The organism is gamma proteobacterium symbiont of Scutellera amethystina (genome assembly GCF_059730845.1).
The window spans coordinates 4094554-4107392 of the sequence record NZ_AP035935.1; the positions used below are offsets into that span (position 1 = coordinate 4094554).

Here is a 12839-nt window from a genome sequence, read left to right on the forward strand (position 1 = left end):
CAGCTTCCTATTGGTATCGATAATGCAGCGTGCCGCCGTCGATTTTTTCCAGCGTCAGCGGTACCGCCGCGCTGCCACCCTGCGCACGTAGCCACTGCGCGTACACGCCGGCCAGCACTGCGCTCAGCGCCAGCTGCCAGCGTTCTGCATCAAGCTGGCTGTCGCCCTGCGGCAGGGCATGGTGCTCAAGCATAATCGCGTTCTGCTGCGGCTGCAGCTGAACAAAGCCCCAGTTAAAGCGCGCCAGCTGAAGATTAATTTCGCGCTCCAGATCCTGCACGGTGCGCGCCTCCGGCAAAGGATAGCGCGTTGCCAGCAATTCGCCCACGCCGTTGAGGAAGGCTTCCGCCTCCGCGCCAGCGTTATCCAGCATGCTCTCAATCATCACGCTGACCAGATCAAACCAGCCCGGCTGATACGGATGGCTGATGCGTGCGCCCGGTTGCTCACTCATTAGTTGTCTCCAAACAGATAACGGAAGTACAGATTGGCTGTGCTTTCGTTGTAATCGCCAAAGGTGTCATAGCCGAGCTGGCCGCCGATGGTGACATCTTTATTAATCTTATAATCGGCACCGGCGTGCAGGTTATAGCCGATACCGTTTTTGCTCTCACCGCTGTAATAGGCACTTTTGACAAAGCCCTGATCGGCGAGGCTTTGCAGCTGGGACTGCAGCGACGGATCGTTGGGGAAATATGCGCTCTTGTCCTGGCTGTACGACTGATAGCCGACCGAACCGCCAACGTTGACTTTCAGGTCATCAAACTTGCGGCTGAAGTCGACAGGGAACGATACCGCGGCATAATTCTGCGGACTGAAATAGCCGCCCTGACCGTAGCTGAAGTAACTCAGGTTTTTGGAGAAATCCATCCACGACAGGCTCATGCCGACCTTCAGCTCGCGGTCGTCGTAGTGGTAAGGCCGCACGTAAGCGCCCGCCGTGGCCTGTACGCTGTTGTTGCTCGCCACGTTCTCGCCCAGATAGCTGTAAGCGCCGCCGCCGACGTAGAAACCCGCGTCGCCGTTATCGAAGCTCAGCATGGCGTTGCCGCCGTTTTTGGTGACGCGCCCCCAGCGCTTGCCGCTGGTCTTGTCCTCCACGCCAACGTACGACAGCAGACTGTCGGTCATGGCGCGGCGTTCACCGGTGAGGATCAGCGTCAGGAAATCGGTCAGCTTCGGTGACCACTGCACGCCGCCCACCAGCGTACTGAGATCCTGGCCGAGCGGCGTGCTGCCGAGGTCGATTTTGTAGCTGTCGCCCTTCAGCGCCATATTCAGTTCCACGCCGGTGGCCTTTTGCGAATCGGTCGATGAAGACGGCGTGTCGTCTATCTTGGCCGCGCCGGATGCCACCACATTGCCCTGCACCAGCGCGTTGCTGCCGAAGCGACGCCACGCATCACCGGCCGCACTGCCAGCGGTGAGCGACACCGGCGTCATCGTAAAGTCGAAGCGCGACTCGCCGAACGGCACGGTCGAGAAGGTCAGCGGCGCTTTGGCTTCGGTCAGCTTGCTGAGCCCCGATTCGCCGTCGCGTCCGCGCACCTGCATCTGTCCCTGTACCCAGGTGCCGGTTTTCTCCTGCAGATTGTCCATCATCTCGTCAATCTGGCGCAGCGTCTGGCTCTGCCGTACCGCCGGCGTGGTGCTCGCCAGCGTGACGTCCTGCGCGCTGCTGCTGGTGGCCGGTGCCGTTTGCCACGGCATCACTGTGCCATAGCTGGAAGGCGAACCGGACACCGGCGAGGTGCTGCGGTTGATAAACGGATTGTCCGCCAGCGCCAGACCGCCAACGGTCGGCACGCTGCCGCTCTGTGCGCCCTGCAGACCAATCAGCTGGCCGCGCGCGCTGCGCAGGTAGCTCATCGCCTGGCTGTGCTCGCCGTTAGCTTCCGCCACGCGCGCCAGCAGTAACAGGCGATCCGGCGTCTGCTCATTGCGCAGGCCGCGGGTTAAGGTGTTCGCTTTGTCGACGTCGTTCTGCGCCAGCGCCACATCAATAGCACCGGTGCGCGCATCCTGAGTGGGCGTATCCTGCGTCAGCAGATAGTCATACACCACGCCCGCTTCTTTGTTCATCTTGCCGGACTGATACAGACGCGCCATGGCAAACATCAGATCGCGGTTCTGCGGATCGTGCTGCAGCGCGCCCACCAGCTTGTCATAGGCGGCGGCGTACTGCTTCTGCTCGCGCAGGCGATCGACTTCATTGATGAGATAACCGTTGCGGATGCCGGCCAGCTGCGTGGGCGTACTGCGCGCCTGCAGCTCCGGACTGCTGAGGAAGCTCTGCGCTTCTGTCGTCAGTCCCGCCTGATTCAGTACCGCCACCTGCGCGGCGTAATCACCGGCGTTGCCCTGCACGCCGCGCTGCATGTTGCCGCGCACCACCGTCACCGCCGTGGTGAGATCGCCGGCTTTGGCCAGTTTCTGTGCCAGATTACCGGCATCGACCGGATTGGCGGGCGGCGTGGCGGCCAGCGCGCGCAGCGTATTGGCCGCTGCCGCGTCAGAGCCCTGCGCCAGATAGCGATCGGCGGTGGCCATTTGCAGATTGAAATTCACGCGCTGCGCCAGTTCGCGCATCTCGCTGTTCTTGCTGCCGTTGGGAATGCGCGCCAGCAGCTGGCTGGCCTGCTGCCAGGCACCGCTCTCGCTGGCGTTGAGCGCACCGGCATACAGCTCGCTGGTGCTGGCACCGCTGCGCAGGGTCGGCTGCATGACGTTGGCAGCCAGTAAACTATCGCCCTGCGCGCGGTAGATGCGCGCCAGATCGAGTCGCAGCCAGCCGTCGCTGGGATAGCGCTGAATGGCGCTGTTCAGCGTGGCGATGGCCGCACTGCGGTTGCCTGCCGCCAGCTCGCGTTTTGCCTGCGCACGCAGCGGATCGCTGCTGTTACCGCGCGGTGCCACGCTCTGGCGCACGCTGTCGGGCAATGATGCCAGCAGGGTATTGGCTTCGGCGCTGCGGTTTTGCTGGCGCAGCACGTAAAACAGCCCTTCTTTGGCGCTGCGGTTATCGGCATCGCTCTGCAGAATGGCCCGGTAGGTTTGCTCCGCCTGCTGCAGCTGATTGCTGCGGCGCAGCACATCAGCGCGGAACAGCTTCGCCGATATGCCTTTTTCGCCCTCGGCCTGCGTCAGCGGCTCACTCAGCGCCAGCGCCTGCGCGCTGTCACCGTTTTTCAGCGCCTGCTGGGCATTCGCCAGCTGCGCGTAAAAGCGGGCGTCGGCCGCCTGCTGCTGACGCTGCTGGCTCTGATCGCCGCCCAGCTGTGCGGCGCGCGTCAGATAATCGGCGGCTTCGGCGTAGCGTCCGGCGCGCTGCGCCACGTAGCCCATACCGGCCAGCGCATCGGCGTCCTGCGGGTTGGCCTGCAGCACTTTTTCAAAGTTGTTCTGCGCACCGCTGACGTCGCCGCTGTTCAGCGCGCTAAAGCCCGCGCCCTTCTCCGCGCCGCCGACATTTTTGCGGTAGTAATCCACCACGGCGCTGTCCTGCGGATGGCGCTGCTGCCAGGTCTGGTACAGCGCGGCGTCCGACGCCTGCGGCGCCAGCCACAGCAGCGCCTGACGCAGCGAGCGATCGGCCTCTTTATTACCGTCCGCCATGCTGGCCAGCACATCAATGCCCTGGCGGCGCGTCGCCTCCTGATAGGTCAGCGCTTTGCCCAGCGCCAGCTGAGCGCCGGTATCCTGCGGATGGTCGGCGGCAAACTGCCGCAGCGCCTCCACCGCCTGGGGCAGCAGCGTGCGGTCGCCGGCCATGGTCAGATAATATTCTGCCGCCACGCTCGGCGGCGGCTCGTTGCCGCTGAAGGTGTTACGCCAGGTTTGCAGCGCGGCGGCGATGTTACCGCTGCGCGCCTGCTGACGCGCCAGCGACAGCTGCGCCTGCGGAATGCTCTGCAGCTGTCGCGCGTTGTCCAGCTCCGTCAGATGCGGGTCGTTGGGCGATACCGCACTCAGGCGGGCGCGCCACTGTGCCGCATCAGCCGCGCTGCCGCTTTGCTGTGAATAGAGCGCCAGCAGATACAGCGCCTGGGTATTGTTCGGCTCCACCATCAGGATTTTTTGCAGCGAGGCTTTCGCCAGATCGTCATGCGCTTTCTGATGCCAGTAGGCCGCCTGGTCGAACAGTGCCTGTAACGCCGGATTGGTGCTCTCCGCCGCCAGCAGCGGCTGTGAGAAGGCCAGCGCGCCGCCCAGCAGCAACGCCTGACGAATACCGGCACTTATCAGCTGTTTTTTCATTATTTTTATCCTTACTTCCGGCCGGAGTGGCTATCGTCTTTCGGGTGGAGACGGCGCCACGCGTGGCGCTTCAGCATCACCCAGGCCGCACTGCCGATCAGCGCCGACAGCAGCAGCGCCGCCAGCGCCATCAGTACCGAGTGCTGGTTGGCATACCACACCACCATCATGTACCACGGCATTTCACCGCTCGGGAACTGCGGCCCGACGCGGAAGCTGCGGATACCATTCTCATCGGTGATGATGGCGGTATCACCGCGGATGCCGGCGTTGATGCGCGCCGAATTCAAATCATCGTGCAAACGCAGCAGCTGCTGATCGCTGGTGGCGACCGTCATCACCACCAGACGATCGGCGCTCCACGGTGAGCGATAGCTGACAAAGCCGCGCCACGCTTCATTTGAGGAGAAGTAGCGATCGGCATCCAGCTGCTGGCGAGACCAGTCACCGGTCAGCCAGCCGCGCAGCTTATCGACGGTGGTCGGCTCTTTGACGCCCAGCGTGTTGCCGCTGGTCTGGTAAGCGGTGCCGGCCAGCATCTGCTGCGTGAAGGCGCTGTGCTGCATGGTGCTCACCGCCAGCACATCGCTGTGCTGCAGGCGCGTCAGATTGGTGCCACCGTTCGGCAGACCAAACAACACCTGGTTCTGCACCAGCGGCACGCCGGTAGCGTTACCGGCGCGCGCGGCCATGTCCAGTAACGTGGCGATCTCGGCATCACCCGGCGCCTCCGGCAGCAGCAGCGTGGTCTGCGAAAAATCCGCCAGCCGCGAGAACGGGAACGAGGCACCGACGAAGTACGACAGGTTCGGCAGCATGGTGAAGTGGCGCGTGTGGCTCAGATCGATCCACGAATCCTCTTCGATACGACTCTTGATGTTGTTGTTGAGCAGCACGCCGCACGGCGCATCCGCCTTTGGCTTGATATTGAAGTAGAGCGCCAGCTGGTTGTCGCCGTAAATCAGGTATGGCTCCAGCTTCAGCGTGTACTGCTCCTGGCGTGCATCCCCGCCCAGCCGGTGCCAGGCGCTTTCCAGTAGCCCGACTTTGTTCACCGTCAGGTTGCGCAGGAAGGTGCCGTTCAGCGTGACGTTAAGAAACGAATTGTTTTCATCGATCCAGCTTTCCGACGGGAAACGGTAGTGCAGATTGACCGGAATTGCGTCGCCGTCCCACAGGAACAGATCCGGTGCCGCGCGGAAGTTAACCCGCAGCGCATCGTGCCAGATACCGGTGGTGGTCAGGCTCTGATCTTTACGCAGCAGCTCGCTGAGACGCACCGGGCGGCTGGTGTTGATCCAGCGCGGTGCGTCGTACGGTTTGCGCGTGCCAATCGGCTGCGGCGGTACGTTCAGGCTGCTGGCATCGGTGACCAGCGGCTGCGTGGTCAGGCGGTTGGCCGCCTGACGCAGCTGGGCATCATCCGCACCGACCACCAGCAGCAGTTTGTACACCGGATTGTTAGGGTTATCGATCACCTGCAGCAGCGGACCACGGGCTGCGGGCAGCGTCACGCTGCCGATTTTGTCACCCGGATGGCCGATCAGGATACCGTTGTGCTCGGGCAGATCGCCGCGCACCACCGGGAAACGGATGCCACGGTAATCCGACTGAATGCCGAGCCAGGAAGCCACCAGCGCGGCGGCGCTGACGCTATCCGGCGAAACGTTAGCGGCAAAACCAAAGGTCACGCTGGCGGGCGTCATGCGCTGCACATCAATAAACGGACGCGGGAAGTTGCGCAGGCTGGTGCCGATGTTGAGCTGCTGGCCTTCAAGGCTGAGCGTGGTTTTCGGCAGAATGGTGACCTGATACTGCTGCGCGCTCTCTTTTTCGCACAGCAGCTTGTCGGCATCGTTGATTTTAAAGCTGAGGTTATTACTGGAAACCACCATCGCCGCCGGAATATCCAGCTGATAGTCGCTGACATCGCTGTCGCTGGCACCCAGCGGCAGCGTGCCGAGCGGCTGGCCGTTGAGCATCAGTTGCAGCGACGTGTTGCGCGCCGCCAGCGCGGCAGAGACGCGCAGCGACAGGTTGAGCCGCGCATTAGTGATCACCTCATCGCCCGGCAGGGTAAACAGAATACCGGACTGCAGCTGGCCGCCGGTCAGGGTGATGCCGCGTGGCTGTCCCATCTGCGCCACCGAAATGGTGCTACTCACCGGCTGGTTTAACAGCGCGCCAGCGGGCTCAGCGGCAGCCGGTGCCTCCGCAGCCACCTGCGGAATGACGATGTCAGGCGCAGCCGATGCTGCTGGCGTTGCTGATTCTGCCGGCTGTGCTGACTCTGCCGGCTGTGCGGGTGCTGTATTTTCCTGCACCGGCGCTGCATCGCCCGGCGTGTAAGGCGCGTCGCCCGCGGCCTGCTTCAGCTGCGGATCGGCACTGCCATCCAGCCCCTGCGGCGGCGGTACGTCGGAGAGCGCGGCACTGTCCTGGGTTACCGCCGGCGTCTCTGCCCAGGCAGGGGCGAGCAGCAGCGTGGTGGTCAGCGCGCTGGCCAGCAGCGTGTACGTCAATGTTTTCATGCTGCGCTGTCCTCTTTGGCCGTTGCCTGGCCATCACGCTTGCGCGCCTCACGGCGGTCTTTCCAGCTCAGCCAGAACAGCTCAAAGACGGTACGGATGATGGTGCCGAGCGACACCAGCGGATTGTCCTGCTTATATTCCGGCTGGATCCACGCATCGGCCCGCGCCAGCACCACGCGCACCAGTTCACGGCGGCGCGCCAGCGGCATCGCGCCAAAGCGCAGGCGAATGGTCTCCTCATCACCGGAGATCTTGCTCACCGGAATGGTGATGGCACCCGATTTCAGCAGCAGATCGATCTCTTCGATTTCATCGTGCTCATGCCGGTTGTCCGGCGCATCCAGCTGCGCGCCGCCCATCGACAGATCGCTGGTTTGCGTGCGCGAAGAGATGCCGCTGGCATAGTGAATCACCGCCGGGATCTGCACCTCGATACGAATGGTTTTACGCACCTGTTTGGTTTCACGCGCCACGGCAATCGCAGCCATCAGGATGATCAGGCTGAACACCGCCCAGCCGACGTTGAGCGCAATCACATACGGGTCCACCCCGAAGTAATCATGCGCCACGGCGCGCACCACGCCGGCCACGATGCCAATCGACAGCAGCGCGGCAACGATGACGTGAGGCCGCACGATGTGGAAGTCAAAGAAGCCCTGGTCCAGCAGGCCACCTTTATCCGTCACGTTGAATTTACCGTGCTTTGGCGACAGCAGGGTCAGCAGCGTCGGAATCACCAGGTGGAAGCACATCACGGTTTCGTAGATTTCACCCCAGAAGGTGTAGCGGAATTTGCCGTTCATGCGCGAGTTAACGTACAGCGACATCACCAGATGCGGCAGTACGTAAGCGAAGATGAGTGACGCCGACGAGTGGATAATATTCAGGTTAAACAGCAGGTAAGCCAGCGGCGCGGTGAGGAACGCCACGCGCGGCAGGCCGAACTGGAAGTGCAGCATGGCGTTGAGGTAGCACAGACGCTGTTGCCACTTAAGCCCACGGCCCAGCAGTGGATTGTCGACGCGGAAAATCTGCGTCATGCCGCGCGCCCAGCGGGTACGCTGAATCACGTGCAGACCCAGACGTTCGGTCGCCAGTCCCGCCGCCAGCGGAATTGCCAGGAACGCCGAGCCCCAGCCGAGACGCTGCATTTTCAGCGCGGTATGCGCGTCCTCGGTGACGGTTTCCACCGCGAAGCCGCCAATCTGTTCCAGCGCGCTGCGGCGGATCACCGCACAGGAGCCGCAGAAGAACGTGGCGTTCCAGTTGTCGTTGCCCTGCTGCACCGGACCGTAAAAAAGCGAGCCCTCATTCGGGATGCTGCGCGCGGCGCGCAGGTTACGTTCGAACGGATCCGGCGAATAAAAGTAGTGCGGCGTCTGCAGCAGCGCCAGCTTCGGATCTTTCAGGAACGGACCGACGGTGGCCTGCAGGAACGTGCGCGTCGCCACGTGGTCGCAGTCAAACACGCAAATCAGCTCGCCTTTGGTGATTTTCATGGCGTGATTGAGGTTGCCGGCTTTGGCGTGGCGGTTATCGTCGCGGGTGATATAGCCGACGCCAACATCGGCGGCAAATACCGCGAACTCGCTGCGTTTGCCATCATCCAGCAGGTAAACTTTGATCTTATCGCGCGGGTAGTCGATACACTGCGCCGCCAGCACGGTATCCCGCACTACGTCGAGGCTTTCGTTATAGGTCGGCACGTAGACATCGACCGTCGGCCACAAGCGGGTATCATCCGGCAGCGGTTCGATGGTGCGTTTTAATGGCCAGCTGGTTTGCAGGAAGCCGAGAATTAAGATCAGCCACACGTACAGCTCGGCCAGATATAAGCCGATACCGAGAATCGCTTCAATTTCGGAATTAAATTGCAGCGTTTCCGTGGTGCGCCACCAGATATATCGGGTCGACATCAGCGCGGAAAGAAAAACCATCACAATGGTTATTTTACGGCTTTTACTGAAGCCCAGTAAAAACATCATGCCAATACTGATCAAACCAAAAATATACTGTTTCTGGCTGTCCATAGGCGTGATGACGATTACCGCAGCGACCGGTGCAAGCACCAGCAGCAGCAGGTAAAACCCGAGTTTACTCATGATTCACCCTGAAGAAGCTGTGTTGTTATTATTTGAACCAGGCCGCTGGCGGCCGGGCTTGTTAATAATGACTGCGGATCGGTGCCTGAACTTCGCCGTTGCCTACGTTGATATTCAGGATATTCGCCACCCGTTTTGCCACCAGTTCAATATCAAACGCCGCTGCTGAAGCCGGGCTGAAATCATAGATTGACTGCTGCGAGGCATTGGCCTCAGCCACGCTTTCATCGCGGTGCACCACGCCGAGTAAATTATCGCCCAGCCGCTGCTGCATAAATGCGGTCACTTCACGGCTGATATTCCGGCGATTATCACTTTGGTTGAGCACGAAATAATGACCGTGCTGATTATTTAATGGCTGGCCAATCATGCGATGGTTTTCAATTTGCGGCAGCAGCGCCACCGAGGCGGTATCCGCCAGCATCACCACTAAATGCATATCGGCCAGCGCCTGCATGGCTTTCAGCGCCGGACCGGGTCCCGGCGGAAAATCTGCAATAATTACCAGACCCGGATAATTCAGGACGGTATCCAGGCCGCGTTTTAAGAAATGGGCATCGTGCGCCAGGTTGTGTTCGAAGCGCTCACGCTGCGCTTCAGTCACCTCACCGTAAGGCATGACAAAGATGTTGCTGCCGGTGGTGAGGATCGACTGACTCCAGTCAGCCTGCTCTTCCGAGCGCGCCACAAAGCCGCGGCTGTCGTGCAGCGGTACGCCAAAATGCAGGCGCAGCGCATTTTGTACGTCAAAATCGATCGCCAGCACTTTGCTGCCGGCACGCGCCAGACTCCAGGCCAGGTTGGCCGCCATGGTGGTTTTTCCTACTCCCCCTTTTGGCGAGCACACACAAACTAATGGCATAGCGCGATCTTCTCCAGTAACGGTTTGAGCAGTGTTTCTTTAGATAAATGAACCGGTTCCGCCGCACGTGAGCGGAACAGTGCGCCAAAGCGCGAGGGCGTAGCAGGCTCCGGCTGCGCCACGGCGGGCGCAGTGGCCGGTGCTGCGGCAGCAGGGGCAACAGCCTGTTCAGCAACCGGCGCGCTGACCGGCGGCGGTGGGAACAGTGAAGTGGCCGCCTGACGCGCTACGTGCGTGGCTGCCGGTGCCAGCGACGACACGGACGCGGCAGTGGGCGCGCTGCTTGCTGGCGGGAATAACGCGCTGCGCGGTGTTTCTGTGTCGGGTGCCGGCGCGCTGGCGGCGAGGCTCTGCAGCAGCGATGCCTTTTCACTGCGGGCGACGGGCGCCGGATTGAGAGCCTGCGGCGGCGCGACAAACTCATCGCCGCGAATTGGCTGCGGCTGCGGCAGATCGACGCGCTGGCCGCTACCCAGCTCCGGCTCATCATCCGTCGCCAGCTGACGGATGATCGCCCACTGGCTGTGATCGGCTTCCAGCGATTGCCCGGACATATCCTTAAAAGCAATGTCCAGCGTTTGCGTTTTTTCCTGGAAACGCTGCAGATCGTCGTAGTTCTTCATGATCAGAGCCTGTTAAAGCGGAGGGGTAATTTCCGCGAATATAACACACACGTTAAGACACGGTGAGAGAATTCTGATTATTAAAACCGCAGATTCGACAAAAGAGTTTTATCTGAAAGATTGAAAATATACAGATGCAAAAAGCATGCACTGATTAATTGAGCAGGATTAATAAAAATCGATTAACGGAAATAGCAGCCGGAAGATAATTAAGCTAATACACTGATAATAAACAACTTACTATTGAAATGTGCAGTTATCTCTGGCCGTGACGGCGCTCACACAATGCGGCACGGATTCAGAATTTGCCTTAACCTTTTCGCTGTCGTTCAGGACCAGTGATTTAAAGATTCAGTCGCGTAATACATTTCTGGCATCGCAGGCGATTAAGACACGTCAGGTTAATTTTACTCATGTATCAGGCCACCAATAACAAAGGCTCCCGCAGGAGCCTTTCGCACTGGCTGGCCGTAATTACGGCGTCGCCACCGGCTGATTCTCATCCTGGTCGACGGCGAAGCAGGCGATTTGTTGCTCACCATACTGCTTCAGTTTCGGCTGCAGCTGCACGCAGGTACCGAAACGACGGCGGCAGCGTGCGTTGAACGCGCAGCCCGGCGGCGGATTCAGCGGGCTCGGCAGCTCACCGGTCAGTTTGATGCGCTCGCGGCGTTCGTCCGGATTAAGGCGTGGCGTGGCCGACAGCAGCGCCTGAGTATACGGATGGCGCGGGTTGCTGAAGATCGCCTCTTTGCTGCCCTTTTCCACACAGCGTCCGAGGTACATCACCATCACTTCGTCGGCGATGTGCTCCACCACCGACAGGTCATGCGAGATGAACACATAGGACAGGCCGAGATCCTGCTGTAAATCCATCATCAGGTTGAGCACCTGAGCGCGCACCGAGACGTCGAGCGCCGAGACCGGCTCATCGGCAATCAGCACGTCGGGATCGAGCATCAGGCCGCGCGCAATAGCGATACGCTGGCGCTGACCGCCGGAGAACATGTGCGGATAGCGATCGTAGTGCTCGGTTTTCAGGCCCACTTTGGCCATCATCTCCAGCGTTTTTTCCCGCCGTTCCGCTTTGCTCAGCGCGGTATTGATCACCAGCGGCTCTTCCAGAATCTGGCTGATTTTCTTACGCGGATTGAGCGAGCCATACGGGTTCTGGAACACAATCTGGATTTTCTGCCGGCGCAGTTTTTGCGCCTGCGGATCGTGTTTCAGCAGATCCTGCCCGTGCCAGTACAACTCGCCGGCGGTCGGCGTTTCAATCATCGTCAGCAGGCGTCCGAGTGTGGATTTACCGCAGCCGGATTCGCCCACCACCGCCAGCGTTTTGCCACGCTCGAGGTTAAAAGAGACGCCGTCCAGCGCCTTCACCAGGCGCTCCTGGCCGAACAGACCCTTTTTCACCGGATAGTGCTTTTTCAGGTCAATCGCCTGCAGCAGGTAATCCTGCTTCGTGTTATCAAGACTCATAAGTCGGTCTCCCGGCATCATCCAGTGGGAAGTGACATTTGGACTGGCGGCCCGGAATATCGCGCAGCTCAGGTTCTTCAGTACGGCAGCGGTCGGTCACGTACGGGCAGCGCGGATTGAGCAGACAGCCGTTAGGACGGTCATACTTGCCCGGCACCACGCCCGGCAGCGACGCCAGCCGCGCTTTGTCGGCGGCAAACTCCGGCAGCGCACGCAGCAGCGCCTGCGTATACGGGTGACGCGGCGCTTTAAAGATATCCACCGCTTTGCCGCTCTCCACCACCTGACCGGCGTACATCACGATGATGTGCTGCGCCGCTTCGGCCACCAGCGCCAGATCGTGCGTAATCAGGATCAGCGCCATGTTTTCCTGCTTCTGTAACTCCAGCAGCAGTTCGATGATTTGCGCCTGAATAGTTACGTCGAGCGCCGTGGTCGGCTCATCGGCAATCAGCAGCTTCGGCTTACAGGCGATGGCCATGGCGATCATCACGCGCTGGCTCATGCCGCCAGACAGCTGATGCGGATAGACATCAAGCCGCGACGCCGGATCGGGAATGCCCACCTGCTCCAGCAGGTCGATGGCACGCTGACGCCGCGTGCGCTTGCTGCCGCCCTGATGCACCTTCAGCGCTTCCATGATCTGGTAGCCCACGGTGTAACACGGGTTGAGGCTGGTCATCGGGTCCTGGAAGATCATCGCCACTTCTGCGCCCACCAGCTGGCGGCGCTCTTTTTCGGAGATGCGCTGCAGGTCGCGCTGATTGAACTCCAGCTTCTCTGCTTTCACGCGGCCGGGATAGTCAATCAACCCCATGATCGCCAGCGAGCTGACCGATTTACCGGAACCGGACTCGCCAACAATCCCGACGACCTGGCCCTGTTCTACCTGGTAGCTGATGCGGTCAACCGCACGGAACGGTGCCTTTTCGTCGCCGAAATGCACCGACAGTTTTTCTACATTTAATAACGCCATCTC

General features: G+C 60.7%; 8 protein-coding genes. All 8 read right to left on the reverse strand.

The window, feature by feature from the left end:
* Positions 1 to 7: 7 nt before the first annotated feature.
* The 8 genes from bcsD to dppD all read right to left on the reverse strand — a co-directional run bounded on the left by bcsD (position 8) and on the right by dppD (position 12836).
* Complete coding sequence (gene bcsD, locus AC6I79_RS19330; protein WP_058758083.1) at positions 8 to 454, reverse strand: cellulose biosynthesis protein BcsD; 447 nt, start codon at positions 452 to 454, stop codon at positions 8 to 10.
* Entirely contained in the window at positions 454 to 4257 is a 3804-nt protein-coding gene (locus tag AC6I79_RS19335) for a cellulose biosynthesis protein BcsC (protein WP_498027483.1), read from the reverse strand. Before AC6I79_RS19335 ends, bcsD begins: the two co-directional genes overlap by 1 nt.
* Before the next feature lie 11 nt (positions 4258 to 4268).
* Positions 4269 to 6788, reverse strand: a complete 2520-nt coding sequence (gene bcsB / locus AC6I79_RS19340; protein ID WP_498027484.1) for a cellulose biosynthesis cyclic di-GMP-binding regulatory protein BcsB — start codon at positions 6786 to 6788, stop codon at positions 4269 to 4271.
* The gene (bcsA, locus tag AC6I79_RS19345) at positions 6785 to 8890 is read right to left on the reverse strand and encodes a UDP-forming cellulose synthase catalytic subunit (protein WP_021507015.1); all 2106 of its coding nucleotides are present in this window, start codon (positions 8888 to 8890) and stop codon (positions 6785 to 6787) included. Before bcsA ends, bcsB begins: the two co-directional genes overlap by 4 nt.
* 61 nt (positions 8891 to 8951) lie before the next feature.
* Entirely contained in the window at positions 8952 to 9752 is an 801-nt protein-coding gene (gene bcsQ / locus AC6I79_RS19350) for a cellulose biosynthesis protein BcsQ (protein ID WP_031279622.1), read from the reverse strand.
* The gene (gene bcsO, locus AC6I79_RS19355; protein WP_059010818.1) at positions 9743 to 10375 is read right to left on the reverse strand and encodes a cellulose biosynthesis protein BcsO; all 633 of its coding nucleotides are present in this window, start codon (positions 10373 to 10375) and stop codon (positions 9743 to 9745) included. Before bcsO ends, bcsQ begins: the two co-directional genes overlap by 10 nt.
* A 474-nt stretch (positions 10376 to 10849) precedes the next feature.
* On the reverse strand, positions 10850 to 11860 hold the full coding sequence (gene dppF, locus AC6I79_RS19360; RefSeq protein WP_021507018.1) for a dipeptide ABC transporter ATP-binding subunit DppF: 1011 nt from the start codon (positions 11858 to 11860) through the stop codon (positions 10850 to 10852).
* Positions 11850 to 12836, reverse strand: coding sequence for a dipeptide ABC transporter ATP-binding protein (gene dppD / locus AC6I79_RS19365; RefSeq protein WP_021507019.1), 987 nt, complete (start codon positions 12834 to 12836; stop codon positions 11850 to 11852). Before dppD ends, dppF begins: the two co-directional genes overlap by 11 nt.
* Positions 12837 to 12839 lie beyond the last annotated feature (3 nt).

Excerpts from the sequence above, each read along its gene's own strand:
- bcsD (WP_058758083.1), bottom strand. The coding sequence starts at position 454 with ATGAGTGAGCAACCGGGCGCACGCATCAGCCATCCGTATCAGCCGGGC.
- AC6I79_RS19335 (WP_498027483.1), bottom strand. The coding sequence starts at position 4,257 with ATGAAAAAACAGCTGATAAGTGCCGGTATTCGTCAGGCGTTGCTGCTG.
- bcsB (WP_498027484.1), bottom strand. The coding sequence starts at position 6,788 with ATGAAAACATTGACGTACACGCTGCTGGCCAGCGCGCTGACCACCACG.
- bcsA (WP_021507015.1), bottom strand. The coding sequence starts at position 8,890 with ATGAGTAAACTCGGGTTTTACCTGCTGCTGCTGGTGCTTGCACCGGTC.
- bcsQ (WP_031279622.1), bottom strand. The coding sequence starts at position 9,752 with ATGCCATTAGTTTGTGTGTGCTCGCCAAAAGGGGGAGTAGGAAAAACC.
- bcsO (WP_059010818.1), bottom strand. The coding sequence starts at position 10,375 with ATGAAGAACTACGACGATCTGCAGCGTTTCCAGGAAAAAACGCAAACG.
- dppF (WP_021507018.1), bottom strand. The coding sequence starts at position 11,860 with ATGAGTCTTGATAACACGAAGCAGGATTACCTGCTGCAGGCGATTGAC.
- dppD (WP_021507019.1), bottom strand. The coding sequence starts at position 12,836 with ATGGCGTTATTAAATGTAGAAAAACTGTCGGTGCATTTCGGCGACGAA.